The organism is Kitasatospora setae KM-6054 (assembly GCF_000269985.1).
Lineage (GTDB): Bacteria > Actinomycetota > Actinomycetes > Streptomycetales > Streptomycetaceae > Kitasatospora > Kitasatospora setae.
This window is the reverse complement of the sequence record NC_016109.1, coordinates 4,289,920-4,316,255: the sequence shown is the minus strand read 5'-3', so window position 1 is coordinate 4,316,255 and position 26,336 is coordinate 4,289,920. Positions and strand designations below refer to the sequence as shown.

The 26,336-nt window shown below is 75.4% G+C and carries 22 protein-coding genes; 17 read left to right on the top strand and 5 right to left on the bottom strand.

From position 1 onward, the window contains the following. Positions 1-199: 199 nt before the first annotated feature. The 5 genes from KSE_RS19115 (at position 200) to KSE_RS19095 (ending at position 6,499) form a co-directional block, all read left to right on the top strand. Positions 200-1,183, top strand: a complete 984-nt coding sequence (locus tag KSE_RS19115; protein WP_014136975.1) for an NAD(P)H-quinone oxidoreductase — start codon at positions 200-202, stop codon at positions 1,181-1,183. A gap of 103 nt (positions 1,184-1,286) precedes the next feature. Then, positions 1,287-2,411, top strand: coding sequence for a hypothetical protein (locus tag KSE_RS19110; protein WP_014136974.1), 1,125 nt, complete (start codon positions 1,287-1,289; stop codon positions 2,409-2,411). A gap of 76 nt (positions 2,412-2,487) precedes the next feature. Further along, the gene (locus tag KSE_RS19105; protein ID WP_014136973.1) at positions 2,488-3,105 is read left to right on the top strand and encodes a bacterial proteasome activator family protein; all 618 of its coding nucleotides are present in this window, start codon (positions 2,488-2,490) and stop codon (positions 3,103-3,105) included. A gap of 102 nt (positions 3,106-3,207) precedes the next feature. After that, positions 3,208-4,557, top strand: coding sequence for a protein kinase domain-containing protein (locus KSE_RS19100; protein ID WP_014136972.1), 1,350 nt, complete (start codon positions 3,208-3,210; stop codon positions 4,555-4,557). Positions 4,558-4,774: 217 nt separating this feature from the next. Then, a complete protein-coding gene (locus KSE_RS19095) occupies positions 4,775-6,499 on the top strand; it encodes a protein kinase domain-containing protein (protein WP_014136971.1) in 1,725 nt (574 codons plus the stop codon). A 35-nt stretch (positions 6,500-6,534) separates the two neighbouring features. Here KSE_RS19095 and KSE_RS19090 read toward each other — a convergent pair whose 3' ends face one another. Both KSE_RS19090 and KSE_RS19085 read right to left on the bottom strand, forming a co-directional pair. After that, positions 6,535-7,620, bottom strand: coding sequence for a phosphotransferase enzyme family protein (locus KSE_RS19090; protein ID WP_014136970.1), 1,086 nt, complete (start codon positions 7,618-7,620; stop codon positions 6,535-6,537). Between the two features lie 67 nt (positions 7,621-7,687). Then, positions 7,688-8,347, bottom strand: coding sequence for a response regulator (locus KSE_RS19085; RefSeq protein WP_014136969.1), 660 nt, complete (start codon positions 8,345-8,347; stop codon positions 7,688-7,690). Between the two features lie 316 nt (positions 8,348-8,663). On the opposite strand from KSE_RS19085, the gene pdhA reads away from it, so the two are divergent. The 3 genes from pdhA to KSE_RS19070 are packed head-to-tail and all read left to right on the top strand — an operon-like array spanning position 8,664 to position 12,227. Continuing rightward, positions 8,664-9,815 carry a pyruvate dehydrogenase (acetyl-transferring) E1 component subunit alpha gene (pdhA, locus tag KSE_RS19080; protein ID WP_033259635.1) on the top strand — a complete coding sequence of 384 codons (1,152 nt, stop codon included), beginning with the start codon at positions 8,664-8,666 and terminating at the stop codon, positions 9,813-9,815. After that, positions 9,815-10,789 carry an alpha-ketoacid dehydrogenase subunit beta gene (locus tag KSE_RS19075; protein WP_014136967.1) on the top strand — a complete coding sequence of 325 codons (975 nt, stop codon included), beginning with the start codon at positions 9,815-9,817 and terminating at the stop codon, positions 10,787-10,789. The genes pdhA and KSE_RS19075 overlap by 1 nt, the downstream gene beginning before the upstream one ends. Positions 10,790-10,802: 13 nt before the next feature. Continuing rightward, the gene (locus KSE_RS19070) at positions 10,803-12,227 is read left to right on the top strand and encodes a dihydrolipoamide acetyltransferase family protein (RefSeq protein ID WP_014136966.1); all 1,425 of its coding nucleotides are present in this window, start codon (positions 10,803-10,805) and stop codon (positions 12,225-12,227) included. A gap of 87 nt (positions 12,228-12,314) precedes the next feature. On the opposite strand, the gene KSE_RS19065 is transcribed toward KSE_RS19070, so the two are convergent. Further along, entirely contained in the window at positions 12,315-12,578 is a 264-nt protein-coding gene (locus KSE_RS19065; protein WP_014136965.1) for a helix-turn-helix domain-containing protein, read from the bottom strand. 262 nt (positions 12,579-12,840) lie between these two features. Between KSE_RS19065 and KSE_RS19060 the strand changes: the two genes are divergently transcribed. Continuing rightward, complete coding sequence (locus KSE_RS19060; RefSeq protein ID WP_157850085.1) at positions 12,841-14,064, top strand: M64 family metallopeptidase; 1,224 nt, start codon at positions 12,841-12,843, stop codon at positions 14,062-14,064. 65 nt (positions 14,065-14,129) lie between these two features. Continuing rightward, entirely contained in the window at positions 14,130-15,476 is a 1,347-nt protein-coding gene (locus KSE_RS19055) for an MFS transporter (RefSeq protein WP_014136963.1), read from the top strand. Here the strand turns inward: KSE_RS19055 and KSE_RS19050 are convergent, their stop codons facing one another. Continuing rightward, positions 15,477-16,304 (bottom strand): maleylpyruvate isomerase family mycothiol-dependent enzyme, encoded by an 828-nt coding sequence (locus KSE_RS19050; RefSeq protein ID WP_014136962.1) that lies wholly within the window; start codon positions 16,302-16,304, stop codon positions 15,477-15,479. It abuts the gene before it with no gap. Positions 16,305-16,462: 158 nt separating this feature from the next. Between KSE_RS19050 and KSE_RS19045 the strand changes: the two genes are divergently transcribed. From KSE_RS19045 to KSE_RS19035, 3 genes are all read left to right on the top strand, one after another. After that, positions 16,463-17,260 carry a carbon-nitrogen family hydrolase gene (locus KSE_RS19045; RefSeq protein WP_014136961.1) on the top strand — a complete coding sequence of 266 codons (798 nt, stop codon included), beginning with the start codon at positions 16,463-16,465 and terminating at the stop codon, positions 17,258-17,260. Positions 17,261-17,471: 211 nt separating this feature from the next. Further along, complete coding sequence (locus KSE_RS19040) at positions 17,472-18,458, top strand: GntR family transcriptional regulator (protein ID WP_014136960.1); 987 nt, start codon at positions 17,472-17,474, stop codon at positions 18,456-18,458. Between the two features lie 45 nt (positions 18,459-18,503). Beyond that, positions 18,504-19,151 (top strand): hypothetical protein, encoded by a 648-nt coding sequence (locus KSE_RS19035; protein ID WP_014136959.1) that lies wholly within the window; start codon positions 18,504-18,506, stop codon positions 19,149-19,151. A 52-nt stretch (positions 19,152-19,203) separates the two neighbouring features. Here the strand turns inward: KSE_RS19035 and KSE_RS19030 are convergent, their stop codons facing one another. Next, the gene (locus tag KSE_RS19030) at positions 19,204-19,989 is read right to left on the bottom strand and encodes an SLATT domain-containing protein (protein ID WP_033259636.1); all 786 of its coding nucleotides are present in this window, start codon (positions 19,987-19,989) and stop codon (positions 19,204-19,206) included. Positions 19,990-20,483: 494 nt separating this feature from the next. Between KSE_RS19030 and purD the strand changes: the two genes are divergently transcribed. The 4 genes from purD (at position 20,484) to KSE_RS19010 (ending at position 26,310) form a co-directional block, all read left to right on the top strand. Then, a complete protein-coding gene (gene purD, locus KSE_RS19025) occupies positions 20,484-21,728 on the top strand; it encodes a phosphoribosylamine--glycine ligase (protein ID WP_014136957.1) in 1,245 nt (414 codons plus the stop codon). A 428-nt stretch (positions 21,729-22,156) separates the two neighbouring features. After that, entirely contained in the window at positions 22,157-23,647 is a 1,491-nt protein-coding gene (locus tag KSE_RS19020) for a hypothetical protein (RefSeq protein ID WP_014136956.1), read from the top strand. Between the two features lie 163 nt (positions 23,648-23,810). Continuing rightward, positions 23,811-25,352, top strand: a complete 1,542-nt coding sequence (locus tag KSE_RS19015; protein WP_014136955.1) for a N,N-dimethylformamidase beta subunit family domain-containing protein — start codon at positions 23,811-23,813, stop codon at positions 25,350-25,352. 58 nt (positions 25,353-25,410) lie between these two features. Continuing rightward, a complete protein-coding gene (locus KSE_RS19010) occupies positions 25,411-26,310 on the top strand; it encodes a phosphoribosylaminoimidazolesuccinocarboxamide synthase (protein WP_014136954.1) in 900 nt (299 codons plus the stop codon). Positions 26,311-26,336 lie beyond the last annotated feature (26 nt).

Here is a 26,336-nt window from a genome sequence, read left to right as displayed (position 1 = left end):
CGGGACGGCCGGGCACCCGGGTCGTCGGGCTGGTTGGATTTCGGCACAGGCACAAGGATGCGGGGTCCCGACGCCGCCGGGTGACGGCGGGGCCGGAGTGTCACCACCTTGTCGGAACGCCCGCCGGAGCCCTGACGGACTGTCCGTCGACGGCGAGGGGGCCGGGGCGCGGGGCGGGCGGGGGCGTAGCGTGGCGGCCATGCGAGCCATCACGATTCCCGAGCCCGGCGGCCCCGAGCGGCTGGTCTGGGCCGAGGTACCCGATCCCGTTCCGGCGGCCGGCGAGGTGCTGGTCGAGGTCGCCGCCACCGCGGTCAACCGCGCCGACCTGCTCCAGCGCCAGGGCTTCTACGACCCGCCGCCGGGCAGTTCGCCGTACCCCGGGCTGGAGTGCGCGGGCCGGATCGCCGCGCTCGGCCCCGGGGTGGCCGGCTGGGCGGTCGGCGACGAGGTGTGCGCGCTGCTCGCGGGCGGCGGCTACGCGCAGCGGGTGGCCGTGCCGGTGGGTCAACTGCTGCCGGTGCCGAAGGGGTTGACGCCGCAGCAGGCGGCGGCGCTGCCCGAGGTGGCCTGCACGGTGTGGTCGAACGTGTTCCAGGTCGCGCACCTGCGCCCCGGCGAGACGGTGCTGCTGCACGGCGGCGCCAGCGGGATCGGCACCATGGCGATCCAGCTGGCCAAGGCGGTCGGGGCCCGGGTCGCGGTCACCGCGGGCGGCCCGGAGAAGCTGGCCCGGTGCGCGGAGCTCGGCGCCGACCTGCTGATCGACTACCGGCGGCAGGACTTCGTCGCGGAGCTGGCCGCGCTCGGCGGCGCCGACGTCATCCTCGACATCATCGGCGCCAAGTACCTGGAGCGGAACGTCGAGGCCCTCGCGGTCAACGGCCGGCTGGTGGTGATCGGCCTGCAGGGCGGCGCCAAGGCCGAGGTGAACCTCTCCACCCTGCTCGCCAGGCGGGCCGCCCTGGTCGCCACCAACCTGCGCGGCCGCCCGCTCGGCGAGAAGGCGGCGATCGTGGCCGCCGTCCGCGAGCACGTCTGGCCGCTGGTCGAGGCGGGCGTGGTGCGGCCGGTGGTCGACCGGGTGCTGCCGATCGCCGAGGCCGCCGAGGCGCACCGGGTGGTCGAGGCCGGCGCCCAGGTCGGCAAGGTCGTGCTGGAGGTGCCCGCCGGCACCGGCTGAGCACCGAAATGCCCGGAGTGTCCGAGTATGTGAGTCTGGTCACAAGCTGTTCCGCCTCCGCCCCCAGCCCGCTGCGGGCGGCCGTCGGGAGGACCTGCTTTCCATGCTCGCTCGCCGCCGCTCCGTGCCCGCCGCCCCGACCCGGGCCGCCGCCCGCCCGCCCGCGCTGCGCCGCTGGGCGGCGCTGACCGGGGTGGCGCTCCCGCTGCTGCTGGCCGCCCCCGGGCTGGCCGCCGATCCGGCGGCCGGCGCCCGACAGCAGGCGCAGGGGCAGCTGGACGCGGCCCGGCAGCAGGCCAGGACGCAGCTGGACGCGGCGCGGCAGGCGGTCGCCGGGCAGGCGGCGGCCGGGCAGCAGGCCGCCGGGCCGCCGGTGGCCGGGGCCTCGGCGGTGCCGGGGGGCGAGGCGTCCGCGGTCGGGGCGGGGCTGCCGCCCGGCGGCGCGATACCCGGGGCGGCCGCGCCCTCCGCCGCCGCGGCCTCCGCCGCCGCCACGCCGCCCGCCGAGGTGGTGGCGGCGACGCCGCCCGCGAGCGCCACGGCCACCGCGAGCGCCACCGCCACCGCCACCCGTACGGTCCCCGCGCCGGTCGAGCCCTCGGCGGAGCCGTCCGCCGGGCCGTCCGCCCCGGAGCCGTCGCCGACCCCGTCGCCCGTTCCCGCCCCGACGCCGTCGCCCGTTCCGGACCCGACTCCGATCCCGAGCCCCGAGCCGACGCCGGAGGCTCCGGCGTCCTCGGCGGGCCCGGAGGCCCAGCCGTCCCAGACCGCGGCGGAGCGGCCGGCGGCGTCCGGGCACGGGCGGCACCAGCAGGCGGTGGTGCCGCTGCTGCCGCAGGAGCCGGGGCCGTCCGAGGGCGGCTGGGGGAGCGGCGGGAGCGGCGGGACGGGCGGCGGGGAGCCGGCGGAGCCGGAGGCGGTGTCGCCGGGGTGGGGCGCGGGGCAGGACGGTGACGCGGCCGCTCCGGAGGCGGGCGCGGGCGCGACGGCCGGCGCGGGCACGACGGCGGGCGCGGGTACGGGGGCGGGAACGGACGCGGGCCAGGGCGAGGACGCGGTCGCGGTCGCGGGCGGGGAGCTGGCGGCCGGTCCGGTGGTGCCGGTGGTGCCGCTGGTGCCGTCGCCGCTGTGGGGCGACCCGTCGGCGCGGCAGCTCCCGCTGGGTGTCGGCCTGGGGCTGATGGGCGTGGGTCTGGGGTTGGTCGGCTGGAAACTGCGCAGGCGTTAGCCGAGGGGGCGGGTACGGGACGATCCGGGGGTCGGCTTCGTTGACCTTCGCGGTGGACGGAGCATATGAAGGAGCTATGACCAACCCGATGAACGAGCGGTCGCAGCAGGAGCCCTACCAGGCGTCACAGGCGTCGGGCGGCAGGGCGGAGGAGAACCCGAAGGTGCTGATCGTCGGGCCGGACGGGATGGCGTTGGGCACCGCGCCGGCCGGCGGGCTGGGGCGGGGCGACGAGGACGACGAGCCGCGCGAGCTGCCGGTGACCGAGATGGTCGAGCAGCCGGCGAAGGTGATGCGGATCGGCAGCATGATCAAGCAGCTGCTGGAGGAGGTGCGGGCGGCGCCCCTCGACGAGGCGAGCCGGGCCCGGTTGAAGGACATCCACGCCAGCTCTATCAAGGAGCTGGAGATGGGCCTGGCCCCGGAGCTGGTCGAGGAGCTGGAGCGGCTGTCGCTGCCGTTCGCCGACGACAGCATTCCGACCGAGGCCGAACTGCGGATCGCCCAGGCGCAGTTGGTGGGCTGGCTGGAGGGCCTGTTCCACGGCATCCAGACCGCGCTGTTCGCCCAGCAGATGGCGGCGCGGGCCCAGTTGGAGCAGATGCGGCGGGCGCTGCCCCCCGGTCTGCACGGCGCGGAGGGCGATCCGGAGGAGGGCCCGGGGCGCGGGATCCGTTCCGGTCCGTACCTGTAGCCCTACCCACGGTGGCCTCGCGGGGGCCGCGTTTCGGCGCGGCCCCGAACCGCTACCCTGACCGGTGTCCGGAAGTACCGCGCGCCGAGGGGGAGCTGGGACATGACTGAGGGCAGCACCGAGGGGCACTCGCTCGGGCACGGCCGGTACGTGCTGCAGCGGTTGCTCGGGCAGGGCGGCATGGCGTCCGTCCACCTCGCCTACGACACGGTGCTCGACCGTCAGGTCGCGGTGAAGACGCTCCACACCGAGCTGGGCCGGGAGGCCTCGTTCAAGGAGCGGTTCCGGCGCGAGGCGCAGGCGGTGGCGCGGCTCCAGCACACCAACATCGTCTCGGTGTTCGACTCCGGCGAGGACGTCGCGCCGGACGGGTCGACCACGCCGTACATCGTGATGGAGTTCGTCGAGGGCCGTTCGCTCAAGGACGTGCTGGACGAGCAGGTGACCACGCTCGGGGCGATGCCCAACGAGCAGGCGCTGAAGATCACCGGTGCGGTGCTGGCGGCGCTGGAGGCCTCGCACGACCAGGGGCTGGTGCACCGCGACATCAAGCCGGCCAACGTGATGGTGTCCACCAAGGGCGTCGTCAAGGTGATGGACTTCGGCATCGCGCGCGCCCTGCAGTCCGGCGTCACCTCGATGACGCAGACCGGCATGGTGGTCGGCACCCCGCAGTACCTGTCGCCGGAGCAGGCGCTCGGCAAGAGCGTGGACGCCCGCTCCGACCTGTACTCGGTCGGCTGCATGCTGTTCGAACTGCTCAGCGGGCAGCTGCCGTTCGACGGCGACTCGGCGTTCTCGATCGCGTACAAGCACGTGCAGGAGACCCCGCCGGCGCCGTCCACGCTGAACCGGGCGGTCACGCCCGGGATCGACGCGCTGGTGGAGCGGGCGCTGCGGAAGGACCCGGCGCACCGGTTCCCGACCGCGGAGGCGATGCGCGAGGAGCTGGAGCGGGTCCTGGCGGGCGGGCAGGGCGGCGGCAACACGCCGCTGCAGGCGTCCACCCCGCTGGTGATCGGCGAGGGGCCGCGCTCGGTGCACGCCGCGCCGTCGCTGACGAACTTCCCGCCGGTGCCCGGCCCGCAGGGCCCGCCGTCGGTGCAGCAGCCGTACCAGCCGGTGCCCGGCCCGCCGACGCCGCCGCCGTACGCCGCGCAGACCCCGCCGCCGTACGCGGCCCAGACGCCGGCGCCGTTCCCGCCGGCCGCGCAGACCCCGCCGCCGTTCCCGCAGCCGGCCTACCAGCAGCAGTTCCAGCCGCAGACCCCGGCGCCGTTCCCGGCGCAGGCCCCCGGGCCGATGGCGATGCCGTACCCGCCGCCGGCCCCGGCGAGCGGCCGCGGCGGGTGCGGGACGGCGGCGATCGTGATCTGCGTGATCGCGGGCGTGCTGCTGCTGGCGTTCATCGTCGTGGTGATCGCGGTGGCGGCGGCCGACGGCAACGCCTGACCGGACGGACGCGGCACCCCGGTGCCGGGCCCGCCGACCGCGCGGGCAGAGCCGGTCGACACGGTACTCGAAGCCGGGCCCCGGCCGGGCCCGCAGCGGTCGAACCGACCCCCGCGCGCGCCCTCTCGTTCCACGCCGGAGGGCGCGAGACGGTAGCGTGCTGAGGAAGAACCGACAGGGCGAGCGCGCGCCGAGCGGGTGCCCGGGGCGAGGAGCGATGGGTCAGAGCGAACGACCGGACGACGGCGGGGACCGCGGGGACCAGCGGTGGGACGTGTCCGGCACGGACGCCCACGGGCAGGACCGGGGCCGTCCGGAAGAGGTCACCGGCCCCACCGAGGTGCTGTCGGTCGGCCCCCGAACTCCCGGACGCGGCAGTGCCGTTCCGTTCACCACCATCGGTGACGGCCGCTACCGGCTGACCCACCGGCTGGGCCGCGGCGGGATGGCCGAGGTGTTCGCCGCCCAGGACATCCGGCTGGGCCGGACCGTCGCGGTCAAGCTGCTGCGCTCGGAGCTCGCCGAGGACGACACCGCCCGGCTGCGCTTCACCCGGGAGGCGCACGCGGTCGCGGCGCTCAACCACCACTCGATCGTCGCGGTCTACGACACCGGCGAGGAGCAGCACGGCGGCGAGTCCACCCCGTACATCGTGATGGAGCTGGTCGAGGGCCGGACCGTGCGCGAGCTGCTGGTGGACGAGGAGGCGCCGCCGGTCGACCAGGCGCTGATCATCACCGCCGGGGTGCTGGAGGCGCTGGCCTACAGCCACCGGCACGGCATCGTGCACCGGGACATCAAGCCCGCCAACGTCATCATCACCACCGGCGGCGCGGTCAAGGTGATGGACTTCGGCATCGCCCGGGCGCTGGCCGGCGGCGCCACCACCATGACGCAGACCGGCATGGTGATGGGCACCCCGCAGTACCTCTCGCCGGAGCAGGCGCTCGGCAAGGCCGTCGACCACCGCTCCGACCTGTACGCGGCCGGCTGCATGCTGTACGAACTGCTCACGCTGCGGCCGCCGTTCACCGGGGAGACGCCGCTCTCGGTGGTCTACCAGCACGTCCAGGACGCGCCGGTGCCGCCGTCCCGGGCCAACGACCGGGTGCCGGCGCCGCTGGACGGGCTGGTGCTGCGGGCGCTGGAGAAGAACCCGGACGACCGGTTCCAGAGCGCCGACGAGTTCCGCGCCCACGTGCAGCACGCGCTGCGGCAGATGCACGGCGCGGCCGGCGCGGGCTACCCGGCGGGCGCCGCGGGCCTGGCGGCGGCGGCCGCGGCCGGGGCCTGGGAGCACACCCCGCCGACCGGCTCCGCCTCGCTCACCGAGCCGATGAACCCGGTCGCCGGGTCGGCGCCGACCGAGGCGATGCCGTACCAGGTCACCTCGGCCTACCAGACGCCCGCGACGCCCTACCAGGGCCCGGGCGGTGGCGGTGGCGACGGTGGCGGCGGGGACGACGGCGAGGAGCCCGGCAAGCCGCACCGCCGCAACCCGTGGGGCTGGGTGCTCGGCGTGGTCGCGCTGGTGCTGGCCGCCACCATCGGGGTCGCGCTGGCGCTGACCGCCAACAACGACAAGCCGACGCCGAAGGACGAGCAGACCACGGCGCCGGTGCAGAGCCCCAGCCCCCAGCCGACCGGGAGCACCCCGGTCGAGCGGCCGACCCCGTCGACGCCCACCCGCAGCCAGGCCGCCAGCCACCAGCCGGAGACCCCGGTCAGCACGCCGCCGGCCACCCCGACCCGCTCGACCAGCCCGTCGCCGTCCCCCTCGGCCAGCTCCTCGCGCTCGACCAGCCCGTCCCCGTCGCCGTCGCCCAGCGCCAGCGACAAGGCCACCGGCCCGGCCAGCAGCCCGCCGCCGGCCACCGGCACCGCCAACCCGGCGCCGACCGGCACCGGCGGGCCGGGGCACGTGAACCTGCCGATCCACTAGGCCCTGCGAGGCCCTGTCCGGCCGGTGCGGGCGGGTCAGTTGGCGAACGCGTCCATGACCTGCTCGTACTCCGCGCACCACCAGGCGAGTTGGCCGGCCGCGGCGGGGAACAGCGGGTCGGCGCGGCGGTCGTGGCGCTGGTAGCGCCACTGCAGCATCCACAGGTCGTTCAGCCGTTCCCACCACACCCGGTGGACGGCGCGGGCGACCTGTTCGGCGTCGGCGGCGCCGGTGGCCCGGTAGGCGCGGGCCCAGTGGCGGACCCGGGGCAGGTCGAGGACGCCGGTGACGCGGTCGTTGAAGAGCAGGGTGGCGGCCCGGACGGCCTCCTCGGCGACCGGGTGCGGGGCGAGCTTGTCCCAGTCGAGGACGGCGTTGACGGTGTCACCGAGGTAGAGCACGTTCAGGCCGTGGAAGTCGCCGTGGGTCCAGCCGGTGGGCGGGGCGTCGGCCGGGCCCGGGCGGCGGTGGCGGTGGGCGGCGAGCAGGTCGAGGCGCTGTGCGAGGTGCTGTTCGGCCCGCCGGTCGAAGGCGTCGTACGGGCGGTGCGCCCGGGCCAGCGCGCGGAGCTCGGCGACGATCCGCTCGGTCTCCGCGACCTCGGCGCTGAGCACCCCGTCGGGCTGTCGCAGCGGCGGGCAGACCTCGGCCAGCGCGCCGTGCAACCGGCCGAGCAGGGTGCCGAGTTCGCCGCACCTGGCGGGGTCGAGGCCGGTGCCGTGCCGGTGGTTTCCGGCCACCCACGGGTAGAGCGCGAACAGCCGTCCGCCGTGCGCGGTGACGGTGCGGCCGTCCCCGTCCGGGAGCGGGGCGGCGACCGGCAGGCCGCGGGCGGCCAGCGCGGTGGTGGCGCGGTGCTGGGCGGTGATCGCGGCCCGGTCGGCGGTGGCCGGGTCGACGTAGCACTTGAGGAAGTACCCGCCGTCGGTGGTGGAGATCCGGTAGCCCCGGTTGAGCAGGCCCTCCGCGACCGGTTCGACCGCGGTGGGCGGCGGGATCCGGTAGGCGCGCAGGACCCCGGCCACGGCGGCGTGCGCGACCGGGGGGCTGAGGGTTCCGACGGGGGGAGCGGTGGCGTCCGGGCGGGCCGGCGCGAGGGAGAGGGTCTGTCCGTCCGTCACGCACCGAGCGTATTACTCGGCGTGACGGTGACTTGACACAGCGTGTGCGACTGTGCTCTCGGCGCGCTCAGTGCCGCTGGTCGGCCTGGCGGCGGGCGACGTAGGCGGCGGCCTGGGTGCGGCGCTCCATGCCCATCTTGGCCAGCAGGCTGCTGACGTAGTTCTTCACGGTCTTCTCGGCCAGGTGCAGCTCGTTGCCGATCTGCCGGTTGGTCATCCCCTCGCCGATCAGGTCGAGGATCCGGCGCTCCTGTTTCGTCAACTGCGCGATCCGCTCGTCCTCCTTCTCACCCCCGTCGCGCAGCCGGGCCAGCACCCGGCTGGTGGCCACCGGGTCGAGCAGTGACTTCCCGGCGGCGACGTCGCGGACCGCGGAGAGCAGGTCGGTGCCGCGGATCGCTTTCAGGACATATCCCGAGGCCCCCGCCATGATCGAGTCGAACAGCGCCTCGTCGTCCGAGAACGACGTCAGCATCAGGCATTTCACGGACGGGTCCTGGGAGCGGATCTCCCGGCACACCTCGACGCCGTTCCCGTCCGGCAACCGGACGTCGAGCACCGCCACGTCCGGGTGGACCGCGGGAATGCGGTTCAGCGCCTCGGCGGCCGTTCCGGCCTCGCCGACCACCTCGATGTCGCCCTCCATGGAGAGCAGGTCGTGCACGCCGCGCCGGACCACTTCGTGATCATCGAGGAGAAAGACCCTGATATGTCCGTTATCAGTCATTTGCAAAGCGTCGCACAAATCGAGTCCCGTTACCCCCTTTCGCAGCGGGCCGGGCCCGGATACCGTGCGCTGGTGTCCTGACCGGAACGGGCCAACCGCAGCACACCGGCGGTTTCCCGGTAGGAGAACAACTAGGACGTCCTAGCGCAAAGGCGCCGGGGGGCGTCGCTGGGTAACGTTCTCGTGAGTGAGGGACGCCGTCGGAAAGGGAACACCGCCCGCCGCACTGGTGCGCACACCCACGCGCACGAGCCGGAGGGGCGATCCGGACCGGCCACCGGCGACCCCGGGCGGCCGGACAGACCGAGGAGTGAACGTGACCGTCAAGAGCACGTCGAGGGCGCGCAAGAAGGCCGCACCCGGCGTCCCCGATCCCGCCCGGGCCGGTGTCGGCGCCGAGCCGGAGCTCGTGCAGCTGCTGACCCCGGAGGGCGAGCGGGTCGAGCACCCGGAGTTCCCGCTCACCGTGACGCCGGAGGAGCTGCGCTCCCTGTACCGGGACCTGGTCCTGGTCCGGCGCTTCGACGCGGAGGCCACCTCGCTCCAGCGGCAGGGCGAACTGGGCCTGTGGGCCTCGCTGTTGGGCCAGGAGGCGGCCCAGGTCGGCTCCGGCCGGGCGATGCGGGCCGGCGACTACGCCTTCCCCACCTACCGCGAGCACGGCGTGGCCTGGTGCCGCGACGTCGACCCGCTGAACCTGCTCGGCATGTTCCGCGGCGTGAACAACGGCGGCTGGGACCCGAACGAGAAGAACTTCCACCTCTACACCATCGTGATCGGCGCGCAGACCCTGCACGCCACCGGCTACGCGATGGGCATCGCCAAGGACGGCGCGGACGACGCGGTGATCGCCTACTTCGGCGACGGCGCCTCCAGCCAGGGCGACGTCAACGAGGCCTTCACCTTCGCCTCGGTCTACAACTCGCCGGTGGTGTTCTTCTGCCAGAACAACCAGTGGGCGATCTCCGAGCCCACCGCGGTGCAGACCCGCATCCCGCTGTACCGCCGCGCCTCCGGCTTCGGCTTCCCCGGCGTCCGGGTCGACGGCAACGACGTGCTCGCCGTCCTCGCGGTCACCCGCTGGGCGCTCGACCACGCCCGCACCGGCCAGGGCCCGGTCCTGGTCGAGGCGTTCACCTACCGGATGGGCGCGCACACCACCTCCGACGACCCGACCCGCTACCGGCAGTCCGAGGAGACCGAGTCCTGGAAGGCCAAGGACCCGATCCTGCGGCTGAAGGCCCACCTGGAGAAGGAGGGCCTCGCCGACGAGGCGTTCTTCGCCGCCGTCGAGGCCGAGAGCGAGACGCTGGGCCTGCGGGTCCGCGAGGGGGTCCGCTCGATGCCCGACCCCGACCCGACGCTGATCTTCGACCACGTGTACAGCGAGCCGCACCCCCTGGTGGACGAGGAACGCGCCGAGTACGAGGCGTACGCCGCCTCCTTCGAGGGTGGGGAGCACCACTGATGGCAGGCCAGCTCAGCATCGCCAAGGCGCTCAACGGGGCGCTGCGCAAGTCGCTGGAGAGCGACCCGAAGACCGTCCTGATGGGCGAGGACATCGGAAAGCTCGGCGGCGTCTTCCGGATCACCGACGGCCTGCAGAAGGACTTCGGGGACGACCGGGTGATCGACACCCCGCTCGCCGAGTCCGGCATCGTCGGTACCGCGATCGGCCTCGCGCTGCGCGGCTACCGCCCGGTGGTGGAGATCCAGTTCGACGGCTTCGTCTACCCGGCCTTCGACCAGATCGTCTCCCAGCTCGCCAAGATGCACGCCCGCGCGCTCGGCCACGTCAAGATGCCGATCACCGTCCGCATCCCGTACGGCGGCGGCATCGGCGCGGTCGAGCACCACAGCGAGTCGCACGAGGCGTACTTCGCGCACACCGCCGGCCTGCGGGTGGTCAGCCCGTCCAACGCGCACGACGCGCACTGGATGCTGCGCCAGTCCATCGAGTCGGACGACCCGGTGGTCTTCCTGGAGCCCAAGCGCCGCTACTGGGACAAGGGCGAGGTCGGCGAGGACCCGCTGCTGCCGCTGCACGCGGCGCGGATCGTCCGGCCCGGCACCGACGCCACGCTGATCGCCTACGGGCCGATGGTCAAGGTCTGCCAGGAGGCCGCGCAGGCCGCCGAGGAGGACGGCCGCCGGCTGGAGGTGGTCGACCTGCGCTCGCTGTCGCCGGTCGACTTCGCCACCCTGGAGGAGTCCGTCAAGCGCACCGGCCGCGGCATCGTCGTCCACGAGGCCCCGGTCTTCCTCGGCCTCGGCGCCGAGCTCGCCGCCCGGCTCACCGAGCGCTGCTTCTACCACCTGGAGGCGCCGATCCTGCGGGTCGGCGGCTACCACGCGCCCTACCCGCCGTCGCGGGTCGAGGAGACCTACCTCCCCGACCTGGACCGGGTGCTGGACGCCGTCGACCGCGCGCTGGCGTTCTGAACAGGGGGCCGAGATGACCACTGACGTCCACTCGCTCCGCGAGTTCAAGATGCCCGACGTGGGCGAGGGCCTCACCGAGGCCGAGATCCTCACCTGGTACGTGAAGCCGGGCGACACCGTCACCGACGGGCAGGTGGTCTGCGAGGTGGAGACCGCCAAGGCCGCCGTCGAACTGCCGATCCCGTTCACCGGCGTGGTCGAGGCGCTGCACTTCCCGGCGGGCACCACCGTCGACGTCGGCACCTCGATCATCGCGGTCGCCGTCGCCGGCGCCGCTCCGGCCGCGCCCACGGCGGCCGCTCCCGCCGCCGCTCCGGCGGCCTCGGCGGCCTCGGCGGCCGAGCCGGAGCCGGAGCGCCGCGAGGTGCTGGTCGGCTACGGGCCGCGCACCGGCTCGGCGCAGCGCCGGGCCCGGCGCACCAACGGCGCCGCCGCCGCGCCGGCCGTGCCCGCCGCGCCGGCCGTGCCCGCCGTGCCGGTCACCCCGGTCGCCCCGGTGGCCGAGGGGGAGCGCCCGCTGGCCAAGCCGCCGGTGCGCAAGCTCGCCAAGGACCTCGGGATCGACCTGCGCGCCGTGGTGCCGACCGGCCCGAACGGCGTGATCACCCGCGAGGACGTGCACGCCGCGGCGAACACCGCCGCCGAGGCGGTCGTCGAGCCGGTGGCCGCGGCCCCCGCGCCGGCGGCCGAGCCGGTCGCCCCGGCGGCGGCGCCGGTGTCGGTGCCGAACGCGGCCGGGGACGTCCGGGTGCCGGTGAAGGGCGTGCGGAAGGCGACCGCGCAGGCGATGGTGGCCTCCGCGTTCACCGCGCCGCACGTCACCGAGTTCGTCCAGGTGGACGTGACCCGGACGATGAAGCTGGTCCGCAAGCTCAAGGAGAGCGGCGAGCTGGGCGCCGGGGTGCGGGTCAGCCCGCTGCTGCTGGTGGCGAAGGCGCTGCTCACCGCCGTCAAGCGGCACCCGGAGATCAACGCCAGCTGGGACGAGCCGGCCCAGGAGATCGTCATCCGGGGCGCGGTCAACCTCGGGATCGCCGCGGCCACCCCGCGCGGCCTGATCGTCCCGAACATCAAGGACGCGGGCTCCCGGACGCTCTCGCAACTGGCGGTCGCGCTCGGTGAGTTGGTGGAGACCGCGCGGCAGGGCAAGACCTCGCCGGCCGACATGGCGGGCGGCAGCATCACGATCACCAACGTCGGCGTCTTCGGCGTCGACACCGGCACCCCGATCCTGAACCCGGGCGAGGCGGCCATCCTGGCCTTCGGCGCCGTCCGGGAGCTGCCCTGGGTGCACAAGGGCAAGGTGGTGCCCCGGCAGGTCACCACGCTGGCGCTGTCCTTCGACCACCGGCTGGTCGACGGCGAGCTCGGCTCCAAGGTGCTGGCGGACACCGCCGCGATCCTGGAGTACCCGAAGCGCCTGATCACCTGGGGCTGACCCGCCCCAGGCCCCCGGGCCCGCCGCGGGGCCCCGTTCCGGACGCCGGAGCGGGGCCCCGCGGGCGTTCCCGGACGGAGCCCGGTTTCAGCGCCGGGCGGAGCGCCAGCCGGCCAGCGCGAGGGCGTGGAAGCCCTCGGCGGCCGGGCGGGCCAGGTCGAGGGCGGCGACCAGCAGGGCGGCGGTGGCGGGGCGCGGGGCGGCGGTGCCGCGTTCGAGGTCGCAGAGGGTGCGGATGCCGAGCCCGGCCTTGGCGGCGAGCTCCCGCTGGGTCAGCCGGGCGCCGCGCCGGTGGGCGCGCAGGGCGTGTCCGAAGGCCGTCCGCGGGTCGGTTTCGAGCCGGTTCTCCATGTGTCGTTTCCCCCTCGTGGTGCCGCTGTTCCCCGCCCGGCAGGTTATCCCGCCGGTTCGGTCGCCAACTCGGCTGGGGTGCTGCGGAATTGGGGATTCCGGCGGGTCGCCGGGGGTGGGTCGGCGGCGGGTCGCGCATTGGGCCGCCCGAGGGAGTTTCGCGCCCGCCGGGCCGGGGCCCCGGCCCGGATGGGTACGTGTGTGCGACCAAGCCACCCGCGCAGTCAGGCCGGGTGACCGTCGCAGCGGAGGACTCCCGCGTATGCCGACTGGTGCTCCCGGCCCCGTGATGCGTTGCGCGGCCGCCCTGCTCCTGGTGGCCACCGCCGTGCTGCCCGCCGTGGTGGAACTCGCCTCGCCCGCGCCGTCGACCGCGATAGGGCCGCCGCCCGGCCCGGACCGGGCCGCGCCGCCGGTCGTCCGCCCCGACCTGCGGGCCCCGGGCGCGCCCTCGGTGGACCTGCGGCTGACCGGCGACGCGACCAACCGGATCACCCTGGTGCTGCTCGGCGACGGCTACACCGCCGCCCAGCAGCCGCTGTTCCGGGAGCAGGCGGACCGGGCCTGGCGGGCGCTGCTGGAGATCGAGCCGTTCCGCACCTACCAGGGGTTCTTCAACATACGGCGGGTGGACGTGGTCTCCCCGGTCGCCGGGATCGCGGAGAGCGAGAACGCCGGGAAGTCCACCGCGACCCCGCTCGGCATGCGCTTCTGGTGCGAGGGCACCGCCCGCCTGCTCTGCGCCGACGAGGAGGCCACCGCCCGCTGGGCCGGCCAGGGCGAGGGCCCGCAGTACCTGATCGCGCTGGCCAACTCGACCGAGTACGGCGGGGCGGGCGGCACCGGGGTGACCACCCTGGCGGGCGGCAGCCCGGACGCCGGGCGGATCATCCAGCACGAGATCGGCCACACCGTCGGCACCCTCGGCGACGAGTACGACTCGGCCCCGAACGACCCGGACTACCCGAACCTGTCCGAGCTGGACGCCGAGCAGATGCTCCGCGAGAAGACCAAGTGGTGGCACTGGCTGGGCGCCGAGTCGCCGGACGGCGGCGGCGTGGTCGGCGCGTACCGCAGCGCCAACGGCCTGTACCGGCCGACCGCGGACTCGGTGATGCGGACCCTCGGCGGCGCGTACAACCTGCCCTCCCGGGAGGCGATCGTCGAGCAGCTGTACCGCCGGGTGAAGCCGACCGACCCGCCGGAGCCGGCCCCCGGCGACGTCGGCGGGCGGCCGAAGCTGCACGTCCGGCCGCTGGCGCTGACCGGGGCGCGGCAGCTGCGGATCGACTGGACGCTGGACGGGAAGCCGGTGGACGCCGGCAGCGCGGACGGCACCTGGCTGGACACCGGGGCGCTGGCGCTGGAGCCGGGCGGCCGGCACACCGTCACCGCGACCGTCCGGGACACCACCGACTGGGTGCGGGACGAGGCGTTCCGGGCCCAGTACATGACCCGGGCGGTGAGCTGGACGCTGACCGGCTGAAAGCGGACGTCCGGGACGACCCCGGCCCAAAGGTCAGGTGATGGGATGACTAGCCTGGTTCCACTATGAGCGTGGACCCCGCCCGCACCGTCCCGTCCCTGTCCGCCTCCCTCCCGCGCCCCCGCGCCGACGCCCCGGCCCGGGGCGTCCCGGTGTTCCACCCGCCCGGGGGCCGGGCCGCCTGGCTCGCCTGGTCGGTCGGCGTCAGCGTCTACGTGCTCGCCGTGGTGCACCGCACCAGCCTCGGCGTGGCCGGCCTGGACGCCGCCGCCCGGTTCGGCATCGGCGCCTCGGCGCTGTCCACCTTCTCGATCCTCCAGGTCCTGGTGTACGCCGGGATGCAGGTGCCGGTCGGGCTGCTGGTCGACCGGATCGGCCCGCGCCGGGTGCTGCTGCTGGGCGTGGCGCTGATGAGCGCCGGGCAGCTGGCGTTCGCCTTCTCCACCGCGTTCGCGCCCGCGCTGGCCTCCCGGGCGGTGCTCGGCTGCGGCGACGCGATGACCTTCATCAGCGTGCTGCGGGTCGCCGCCCGCTGGTTCCCGGCCGCCCGCAACCCGTTCGTCGCCCAGCTCACCGGCCTGGTCGGCACCGGCGGCAACCTGTTCACCACCGTGGTGCTCGCGCAGGCGCTGCACAGCGCCGGGTGGAGCGCCACCTTCGGCGCGATCGCGCTGACCGGCGCGGTGGTGTTCGCCGCCGTCCTGGGGCTGCTGAAGGAGGCCCCGCCCGGGGCGCCCGCGCCGTTCGCGCCGGGCAGCGCGCGGCTGCCGGTCGGGCAGCAGATCCGGGCCGCCTGGTCCGAGCCCGGCACCCGGCTCGGCATGTGGGTGCACTTCACCACGGCGTTCCCGGCGTCCGCGTTCGGCCTGCTCTGGGGGATGCCCTACCTGGTCGAGGGGCAGGGCATGTCGCACGCCGGGGCGGGCGGCCTGCTCAGCCTGCTGGTGCTCAGCGGGATGGCCTTCGGCCTGCTGTTCGGCCGGCTGGTCTCGCGCACCGCCGCCAGCCGGCTGCCGATCGCCTTCACCGTGCTCGGCGCCACCGCGCTCTGCTGGACGGCCGCGCTGGCCTGGCCGCACGGCCACCCGCCGCTGTGGCTGCTGGTGGTGCTGATGCTGGTGATGGGCAGCAACGGCCCGGCCTCGCTGATCGGCCTCGACTACGCCCGCGCCCACAACCCGGCCGAGCGGATGGGCACCGCCACCGGCATCGCCAACATGGGCGGCTTCATCGGCTCGATGGTCACCCTGCTCGGCGTCGGCGTGCTGCTGGACGCGCTGGCCGACCCGGGCGGCGACACCCACGGGGCGCACGCCTACCAGGTCGCGTTCTGCTTCCAGCTGCTGCCGCTGCTGCTCGGGACGGCGATGATCCTGCGGCTGCGCCGCAGGCTGGACCGGCCCGCCGGGTGACTAGGGGGTGCTCACCAGGTGGGTGAGCACCCGGGCGCCCAGCTCCTGGTCGCCGATCACGTTGACCAGCGCGGTCTCCGGGCGGACCCGGCCGCAGCACAGCCGGACGAAGGTCTGCCAGTCCATCGACAGCCGCACCTCGGGGGCCAGCACCACCGACTCGTCCACGCTGCCCCGGCCGTCCGCGCCGACCCGCACGGTGCGCTGGAAGGGCAGCGCGCCCGCGACGTCGAAGGCCACGGTCGAGCCGATCGGCGCGCCCGCCAGCTTGGCGACCTGCTTGGGCAGCGTCCCGATCAGCCAGTCCCTGGTCACCACGGCGGCCGGCGAGTCCAGGTTGCCCGGCACCCGCAGGGCGCGGCGCAGGTCCTGCTCGTGCGCCCAGACGTCGAAGGCGCGCAGCCGCAGCAGCGTCGCGTACGGGACGTCCCGGGCCAGCGGGCCGGCGGGGAAGCGCACCAGGTCGTCCGGCTGCTGCTTGGCGTTGCGCAGCGCCCGGGAGCGGCGGATCACCGTGTACTCCAGCTCGCTGGTGATCTCCACCGGCGTCCAGCAGCGGCGCTTGTCGACCGGCAGCTCCATGTACCGGGTGAACTCGTCGGTGACGTGCCGCAGGTCGCGCGGGAGGGCGTGGATCGGGCGCGGGTCGCCGAGCAGTTCCGACTCGACGCCGATGATGTGCGAGACGACGTCCCGGACCGACCAGCCGGCGCACTCGGTGGCCCGGTTCCAGGCGTCGGTCGGCAGCGGGGCGAGCAGCTCGGATATCGACTCGATCGACTGCGTCCACGCGTCGGTGTACGCCTGCACGGTCTGGTTGTCCGCCACTGGTATCTCCGGCCCCTCCGTCGGCTTGCGTCGTCCCACGTCGCCCGGGCTGCCGAGACCTCGCACGGACGCGCATACGGCACGTTACGCTGCCGGGTGAGAGCAGGGCAGCGCTTTCGGGTGACGATCGTAGGACTCTTGCCGTGGACGGTGGTACTGTGCGCGCTTCATTGATCCAACTCGCGGTGTCGGACGCCGAACCGCCCGCCGAGCGGCGGGCCCGCGCCGCGGCCCTGGTCCGCGCCCAGGAGGGCGCCGACCTGGTCGTGCTGCCGGAGCTGTGGCCGGTCGGCGGCTTCGCGTACGACGCCTGGTCGGCCGCCGCCGAACCGCTGGACGGGCCGACCGCCGAGGCGATGGCGGCCGCCGCGAAGGCGGTCGGCTGCTGGCTGCACGCCGGGTCGATCGTCGAACGGGACCCGGACGGCCCGATCTACAACACCTCGCTGCTGTTCGCGCCCGACGGCGAGCTGGTCCGCACCTACCGCAAGATCCACCGCTTCGGCTTCGACAGCGGCGAGGCCGTCGCGATGGGCGCCGGCCAGGAGATCGTCACCGCGGACGCGGGCTTCGCCGTGCTGGGCCTGGCCACCTGCTACGACCTGCGCTTCCCCGAGCTGTTCCGGGCGCTGCTGGACGGCGGGGCCGAACTGCTGGTCGTCCCCGCCGCCTGGCCGGCCCGCCGGGCCGAGCACTGGAACCTGCTGGCCCGGGCCCGGGCCGTCGAGGAGCAGGCGTTCGTGCTGGCCTGCAACACCGCGGGCACCCACGGCGGGGTCGAGCAGGCCGGCCGCAGCATCGTGGTCGACCCGTGGGGCCGGGTGCTGGCCGAGGCCGGGCCGGACGAGCAGGTGCTGACGGTGGAGTTCGACCCGGCGGAGGCGGCGAAGAGCCGCGCCGAGTTCCCGGTGCACCGGGACCGGCTGCTCGGCATCCCCGCGCCCGTGCAGCGCTGAGGCCCGCGTGGCGCTGAGGCCGCTGAGGCCGCTGCGGCGCTGAGGCCCGCGCGGGGCTGCCCGGGCGCGGGTCCGGCCGCCCCGGAGCTGACGGCAAGGGCACGGAATTCTCCGTGCCCTTGGTCCGGATTGACCATTCCGGGGTACTCTGTGCGCGTTTTGTGAGCCGGGTTCCGGCCGCACGAGGGCGCGGCACGGAGAGGGGGCGGCCATGACCGCTGCGGGGTCCGGGGGCGGGCGCGCCCTGATCCGGCGCCACAGCCTCCGCGAGCAGATCGCCGAAGCCCTGCGCGACGAGATGATGGCCGGCCGGCTCCCGGCCGGGCGGAACTTCACCGTCAAGGAGATCGCCGACATCTACGGCGTCTCCGCCACCCCCGCCCGGGAGGCGCTGGTCGACCTCGCCGCCCAGGGCCTGCTGGTCACCGAACCGCACCGGGGCTTCACCGTCCCCGAGTTCACCTGGGCCGACTTCCTGGAGATCTTCGAGGCCCGCACCCTGCTCACCGACAACGCGCTGCGCCACCTGGCCGCCCGCGGCGAGCACGCCTACGACTGGTCCCGGCTGCCCTCGCTGCGCCGCCGGGCCGACGCGGCGGCCCGGGCCGCCCGGGCCGGGCAGCTGGACGTCCTGGTCGGCTGCGACCTGCGGTTCTGGCAGGAGGCCGCCGGGGTGCTGTGCAACGACCGGATCGCCGACTACCTGGGCTGGCTGCGGATCCAGTCCTGGATGTTCGCGGCCCCGCACCTGCGGGCGGCCGGCGCCGAGCTGGCCGGCGTCTGCTGGGACCGGCACGGCGAGCTGGTCGACCGGATCGAGGCCCGGGACCGGGCCGGGGCGCACCGGATCGTCAACGAGTACAACCTGTTCACCATCGAGCTGCTGGCCCGGCGGCTCGGTGAGTCGCTGGACGGGGTGGCCGTGCTCCGGCTGCTGCGCGAGCCGGCCGTGCCCGCGCCCGCTTCCGCGCCCGCTTCTGCGCCCGTGCCCGCGCCCGCTTCCGCGGCGCCGTCGTCGGCGTCCGCCGATCCGGTGCCGCCGGCGGCCCCCGCGGTGGCGCGGCCGACCGGGATCGTCCCCCAACCGGCGTCCGCCACCGTCGGGTTGGGCCTGGTGCCGATGCCGCGCTTCGTGCCCCCGGGGCGGTTCGCCCGGTCGTTCCGCCCGGGCAGCGGGGAGCCCGCCGCGGGCCGGTAGGGTTGGGGCCCACCGCCCCCGCCAGCAGAGAGGACGAGCCGGCTGATGGCCTGCGACCTCTGGCTCGTCCCGCTCGTGGACGTGCTCTCCCACAGCCCCGAGAACCCGTTCCGCGACGACCTCGCCCGCTACGACGCGGTGCTCGCCCAGCACGGGCTGCCCCCCGTCCCGGTGCACCCGTACGTGCCGGGCTTCTCCGGGGACGTCGAGGCGATAGCCGCCTTCGACTACGACTCGCTGCACTTCCTGCGCCGCGCCTACCTGTTGGGGCTGACCGGGTTCGACGTGACGCCGGTGGACGCGCTCGGCGGCGACTACGAGCAGCTGCTGGAGATGTTCGAGTCCACCGCCGAACAGTCGCACCTGGTTTGGCACTTCGACCACGCGGGCGCGTACCTGCCGGTGGACTTCCACACCCCGCTGGTCGGTGACGAACTCCTGGCCGCGGGCGGCCCGTTGGGCTCCTCGTACGGTCTGCTGCGTGAACTCCAGGCGGTGGCACCGCTGTTGGGGATCGATCCGCTCAACCCCCCGATGCCCACGAAGCCGTTGGGGCCGACCCAGCTGGAGCAGTCCTTCGGGCCGCCGATCGACGACTGCCACCCCTACGCGCGCGAGCGGCACGCCTGGTCCGGCCTGTACGCGGCGGCGACCCGCAGCGTCACCCAGGGCTCGATGGTCGTCTTCGCCTAGGACGCGCGGGGCGGCGCGCGGTGGCGGAGCCCGGTGGCCGGCTCCGCCGCCGTCAGCGCAGCGGGCCCTCCGGCGGGCGCTGGCGCGGCATGGTGGGCCGGGTGCCGGGCGGCGGCAGGACGCGGACCTGGGCGCCGGAGCCGCCCTCGTGGCGGCCGCCCCAGCTGCCGGGGGCCTGGGTGGGGAGCTGGCTCATGCCGGCCCGGAACTCCAGCATCCACTCCGAGGTCTCGGTGCGGACCATGTCGGAGACGTCCTCGCAGAAGCGGCGCAGCACGCCCAGACAGCGCTCGGCGGCCTCGCCCGCGGTGCCCTCGGTGGGGCCGAGCACCTCGCGGACGCACTCGGAGGCCCAGTCGAACTGGAACGCCTCCAGGCGGCGCTGCAGGGCCTGCGCGGTGGAGACGTCCCGCATCCAGCCGGAGGTGAGGCCGAAGGCCCGGTCGGCGAGCAGCGCGGCGGCGGTCAGCGCCAGGCCGGTGTAGCCCCACTCCATCGCGTGCGGGAGCTCGCCGGTGAGCGAGACCAGCGGGGCGGTGACGCCGCCGACGCCGGACACCGCGGCGGAGAACCGCAGCAGGCGGGCCCAGCGGCGCTTCCAGACCCGGTCCCGGCGGTACCAGTCGATCGCCTCGACCGCGCGCTCCTCCGACCAGCGGTAGAGCTCCTCCAGCCGCTCGGCCGGCTCGCCCCAGTCGCCGAGCGGGAACTGACGGGCGCTCAGGTCGGCGCGGCGGCGGGTCGGGGTCCGTCCGCCGGCGCCCGGGACGGACTGGTCGTCGTCGGCGACCTCCTTGCCCCAGGGGCTCTCCTCGGGCTGCATTTCCGGCTGGCTCACCTGTGGCGCTCCCTGTGGCGGGGTGACTGCGGAGGCCCGGCGGGTACCGGGACTGATCGGTACGGAGGCCGATCGTCCGGGGGGTCGGGCGGTCGGTTCGTGGAACTGGCGGTTCGTGGCACGGCGGTGCGGACCCGTGGCGCCGCGGGCGGGTCGCAGCCGCCCATGGTGCCGGTTCCGGCGGTGCGGCCGGATCCGGGTCCAACAGCACTTCTTACCGCCAAATGGCTGACCGTGGGGGCGCTTCCGCAGCGATCGTTATGTGATTTCACCTCCGGAAGCCGAGCGGAAGCCGAGGTGGGAGGGTTGCGGCGGGTGGCCGGATTTCACCCGTCCGAGCGAGGGTCGCGCGGGTCGTCGGTGTGACGGCACGGCTGTTCGGGGAAGTTCCTGTGCCTTCCTACGAATCCCCGCCGCCGGGCGGGCCGGGGCGCTGGAGCTTCCGCCGGAGCCGCCGACGGTGCGGAACCGGCCACCGGCTAGGGTTGGCAGGCGTGAAGGTCCTCGTCATCGGAACCGGCGCCCGCGAACACGCCCTGTGCCGCTCTCTGTCCCAAGACCCCGCTGTCACCGAGCTGCACTGCGCCCCGGGCAACGCCGGCATCGCGCGGGTCGCCGCACTGCACCCCGTCGACCAGCTGGACGGCGCCGCCGTCACCGCGCTGGCCCGGGAGCTGGGCGCCGACCTGGTGGTGGTCGGCCCGGAGGCCCCGCTGGTGGCCGGCGTCGCCGAGCCGCTGCGGGCGGCCGGCTTCCCGGTCTTCGGCCCGGGCAAGGAGGCCGCCCAGCTGGAGGGCTCCAAGGCGTTCGCCAAGGACGTGATGGCCGCGGCCGGTGTCCCCACCGCGCGCTCCTACGTCTGCGCCACCGAGCGGGAGGCCGCCGAGGCGCTGGACGCGTTCGGCGCCCCGTACGTGGTGAAGGACGACGGCCTGGCCGCCGGCAAGGGCGTCGTGGTCACCGAGGACCGGGCCGCCGCGCTGGCGCACGCCGCGGCCTGCGAGCGGGTGGTCATCGAGGAGTACCTGGACGGCCCCGAGGTGTCGCTGTTCGCGATCACCGACGGCACCACCGTGCTCCCGCTCGTCCCCGCGCAGGACTTCAAGCGCGCGCTGGACGGCGACCAGGGCCCCAACACCGGCGGCATGGGCGCCTACTCGCCGCTGCCCTGGGCCCCCGAGGGCCTGGTCGCCGAGGTGCTGGAGACCGTCCTGCAGCCGACCGTGGACGAGCTGCGGCACCGTGGCACCCCGTTCTCCGGCCTGCTGTACGCGGGCCTGGCGCTGACCTCGCGCGGCACCCGGGTGATCGAGTTCAACGCCCGGTTCGGCGACCCGGAGACCCAGGTCGTGCTGGCCCGGCTGCGCACCCCGCTGGCCGGCGTGCTGCTGGCCGCCGCGAACGGCACGCTCGGCGGGCTGGAGCCGCTGCGCTGGTCCGACGAGGCCGCGGTCACCGTGGTGATGGCCTCCGAGGGCTACCCGGCGAACCCGCGCACCGGCGACCCGATCGAGGGCCTGGCCGAGGCGGAGGCCGACGGCACCGCCTCGGTGCTGCACGCGGGCACCAAGGCCGGCCCGGACGGCGCGGTGCTGACCGCGGGCGGCCGGGTGCTGTCCGTCACCGCCGTCGGCGCGGACCTCGCCGAGGCCCGGGAGCGGGCCTACGCGGGCGTCGCCCGGATCTCCTTCAAGGGCGGCCAGCACCGCACCGACATCGCGGCCGAGGCCGCCCGGTAGCAGAACGCCGGCGCGGGGCGCTGTGCCCGGACCGACCCGTCCGGACGCAGCGCCCCGCGGTGTTTCCCGAGGTCGCGGCGGTCAGCCCGGCAAACGGAAAACCAGTCCTTCGGGTGATGGGCGGCGCATCCTGCTGACGGGGCGCGAGCGCGGGCCTTAGGGTGCGCTGCATCGCGCCGGAGCGGGGACCCGGGCGCGGACGCGGCTCGTCGCCCCGGCGCGCCGGGGGGATGCTGGGAGCGGTGGCGCGCCCCGTCGCGGCGTCACCAGGACGGGTGGAATCGCCGGAGTTCCGGAACACCCGCCCGCACCGCGGCGTCGAGACTCACGGAGAGCGCCGCGCGAGTCGTACCACCGGGTTCGGCATCCGCCGCTTCCCGTACCGGAATCGATCGAGTCGAGTCGGCTGCGAAGGGGGTGCCGCGGCGATGGCTGCAGTGGACACCGCACGCGCACGAGCCCAGGCCGTCCTGCGTCTGCGCGGACGGGTCGTGGCGGCCGCCGCGCTGCCCGCCGCCTGCGCGGTGGTGCTGCTGGCCGGGCGGTTCACCGGACACATAGGCGCCCCCGGGGCGCCGGACGCCCCGCTCTGGGACGGCGTGCGCTGGGCGGTCGGCGCGGTCGCCGCGCTGACCCTGGCGCTGGCCGCGCTGGCGGCCCGGGCGCACCGCCGGGCCGTCCCCCCGGCCACCCCGGCGGTGCCGCTGGAGCGCGCCGACGCGCCCGAGCTGTACCGGCTGATCGAGGAGCTGGCCGAGCGGCTGGACGTCCCGGCGCCCGCCGCGATCGCGCTCACGCCGGACTGCGACAGCTGGCTGGAGGAGCCGCACGCCGCGGGCCGTCGCGCCGAGCCGCCCGGCCCGGTGCTGGTGATCGGCTCCCCGTTCCTGTGGTGGATGCGGGCCGGCGAGCTGCGCGCCCTGCTGGCCCCCGTGGTGGCCGGCGCCGCCGCGGCCGCCGACCCGGACATCGCCGCCGCCCGCCGCTGGCTGCGCACCCTGGACGCCTCGCTCGGCGACCGGCACCGCGGCCCCGCCGCGCTGGTCGACCTGGTCGACCGGCGGCTGCTGGGCGCCTGCCGCGAGCACTCCGCCGAGCTGGAGCACGCCGTCGCCGCCTGGGCCTCCGAGCGGGCCAGGGCGGTCGACTACGGGCCGCGGATCGCCGCCCAGGCCCAGGTCGGCCTGGCCTACGCGGGCTGGGACCGGCTGCTCACCCGGGTCGCGCTGCCCGCCTGGCGGCTCGGCCTGCACCCCGCGCACCTGAACGCGGGCGTGGTCTCCGCGCTGACCGAGCTGTCCCGCCGCGACCGGCTCGCCGACGGCTACGAGAGCCGGCTCGGCGACCGCCCCGCCTGCGACCTGCTGGAGGAGCCCGGCCTGCTCGACGCCCGGGTCTCCCGGCTGGCCGCCGAACTGCTGCACGAGGAGCCCGCCGAGGGCTGGCGGCCGCTCGACTGGGAGGACTACCCGCGGCTGGTGGTCGACCGGGGCTGGCGGGCCCGGGCCGCCGCGCTGCAGGCCGCGCTCGGCGACGACCGCCCGGGCGGCGGCCCGGTGCTGGACCAGCTGCTGGCCCGGCTGGCGGCCGGTGGGGCCGAGGAGCTGTCCGCCGCGCTGGCCGGCCAGGTGGCGCGCGCCGCCCGGGTCGCGCCCCCGCTGCCACCCGTGCGCAGCGGCCGCGACCTGCTGGTCGAGCACCTCACCGCGACGGTCTGCTGCGCCGCGGTGGACGCCGGCACCGCCACCCCGGGGCTGGACTGGCTGGACGGCCCGGTGCTGCTCTGCTCCGCCGCGCCCCGGGCCGAGCTGGCCCCGGCGGTGGCGATGGCGGTCGAGGACGGGCAGGACGGCCCGCTGCGGGCGTGGCTGGAGAAGGCCGGGATCAGGGTGGAGCGCCCGGTGCGCCTTTCGGGCTGAACCGGGACGCTTTCGGACCGTCCCGGGAAACCCGGTTTCACCGGTACCAATTGCTACGGTGGGGTGACGCTTCGCGGTCCAACTGTGGTGTGCTGTTCGGCACGCACATCCGCATGGCAATTGCCAACCCTCGGCGGGCGTGCGAAGGGGTGGGGAGGGGCGTGTGGGGACGGAGTCCAACCGCCGGTGGGAGTCCGGCACGTTGGCGCACGGGGTGACCGACCCGTTCGGCCAGGGCCCGCTGCCCTGGCTGCGCAGCACGGACCACTACCTGGCGGACGGCGACGGCGTGGTCCCCTGGTACGTGAGCGTGGACGCCCCCGGGCAGCGGCCGGTGGACGGCCCGGCCCGGCCGCGGCCGGCGGTGAGCGGCCCGCGCAACGCGGACGACGTGCGCCGGCAGATCAAGGGCTTCGCCTCGCCCGGGGTGGCCCGCCCGGGCGGCGCGGTGGACCTGCGGGTGACGGTGGAGCCGACGCAGGAGTTCCAGGTCGACGTCTACCGGATCGGCCACGACGGCGGCGACGGCGCCCGCCAGGTGTACTCCAGCCCGCTGATCTCCGGCCTGGCCCAGCCCGCCCCGATGGTGGCCGGCCGCACCGTCTCCTGCCACCACTGGTGGCTGTCCTGGCGGCTGCAGGTCCCGGCGGACTGGCGCCCCGGCGCGTACGTCGCCGTGCTGACCACCGCGGACGGCGGCCACCGCAGCCACATCCCGTTCACCGTGCGGGACTTCGCCCCGGCCGACCTGCTGCTGGTGCTGCCGGACGTCACCTGGCAGGCGTACAACCTGTTCCCCGAGGACGGGCACCTGGGCGCCAGCCTCTACCACGCCTGGGACGCGGCCGGGCACCTGGTGGGGGAGGGCGAGGCGGCCGTCACGGTCTCCTTCGACCGGCCGCACGCCGGGGCCGGGCTGCCGCTGCACGTCGGGCACGCCTACGACTTCATCCGCTGGGCCGAGCGCTACGGCTACGACCTGGCCTACGCCACCGCGACCGACCTGCACGCCGGGCTGGTGGACGCCTCCCGCTACCGGGGGCTGGTCTTCCCCGGGCACGACGAGTACTGGTCGGAGCCGATGCGGCGGGCCGCCGAGCGGGCCCGGGACGGCGGCACCTCGCTGGTGTTCCTCTCCGCGAACAGCGTGTACTGGCGGGTCGAGCTGTCGGCGGGCGCCGACGGCGCGCCGTCCCGGCTGCTGAACTGCCGCAAGCGCCAGCGGGTCGCGGCCGGCCACCCCGCCGCCGGGGTGCCGGGCGCGGCCTCCGCGCTCTGGCGGGACGCCGGGGAGCCCGAGCAGCACCTGCTGGGCGTCCAGTACGCGGGCAGCGTGCCCGCGCCGGTGCCGCTGGTGGCCCGCAACACCGGCCACTGGCTCTGGCAGGGCACCGGCCTGGCGGACGGCGACGAGCTGCCCGGCCTGGTCGCCGGCGAGGCCGACCGCTACTACCCGAAGGTCCAACTGCCCGCGCACACCGAGCGGGTGCTGCTCGCGCACTCCCCGTACCGGGACGCGGCCGGCCGGGCCACCCACCAGGAGACCTCGCTGTACCGGGCGCCCAGCGGCGCGTACGTGTTCGCCGCCGGGACGTTCGCCTGGTCGCCCGCGCTGGACCGGCCCGGGCACACCGACGAGCGGATCCAGCGCGCCACCGCCAACCTGCTGGACCGGCTGTGCAAGGAGGGGCGCACCGGCGGCTGACCCGCCGGGCGTGAAAGACTCGGTCGCAGAGCCCCCCAGCTGTGAGGACTGACTGAGCGTGAGCGGATTCGTCACCAAGCCCGAGCCGGTCCAGGTGCCCGGCCTGGTCCACCTGCACACCGGCAAGGTGCGCGACCTGTACCGGGACGGCGCCGGCAACCTGGTGATGGTCGCCAGCGACCGGACCTCCGCCTACGACTGGGTGCTGCCCAACGAGATCCCGGACAAGGGCCGGATCCTCACCCAGCTGTCGCTCTGGTGGTTCGAGCGGATCGCCGACCTCGTCCCCAACCACGTCCTCTCCACCGAGCTGCCGGCCGGCGCCCCCGCCGACTGGGCCGGGCGCACCCTGATCTGCCGCAGCCTCGACATGGTGCCGGTGGAGTGCGTCGCCCGCGGCTACCTGGCCGGCTCCGGCCTGGAGGAGTACCGGGTCTCCCGCACGGTGTGCGGCGTCGCGCTGCCCGAGGGCCTGGACAACGGCTCCGAGCTGCCCGGCCCGATCTACACCCCGGCGCTCAAGGCCGAGGTCGGCGAGCACGACGAGAACGTCCCCTACGAGGAGACCGCCCGCCGGGTCGGCGCCGAACTCGCCGCCACGCTGCGCCAGACCACCCTCGCGGTGTACGCCCGGGCCCGGGACATCGCCCGCGACCGCGGCCTGATCCTGGCCGACACCAAGTTCGAGTTCGGCCTGCTGGACGGCGAGCTGGTGATCGGCGACGAGGTGCTCACCCCCGACTCCTCGCGCTTCTGGCCCGCCGACGAGTGGCAGCCCGGCCGCGACCAGCCGTCCTTCGACAAGCAGATCATCCGCGACTGGCTGACCTCGCCGGCCTCCGGCTGGGACCGCAAGAGCGAGAACCCGCCGCCGCGGCTGCCCGACGAGGTGATCGCGCACACCCGGCAGCGCTACATCGACGCCTACGAGAAGCTCACCGGCCTCGCCTGGAAGTGACGCCCCCGTACGGCCGGCTGTGGGGC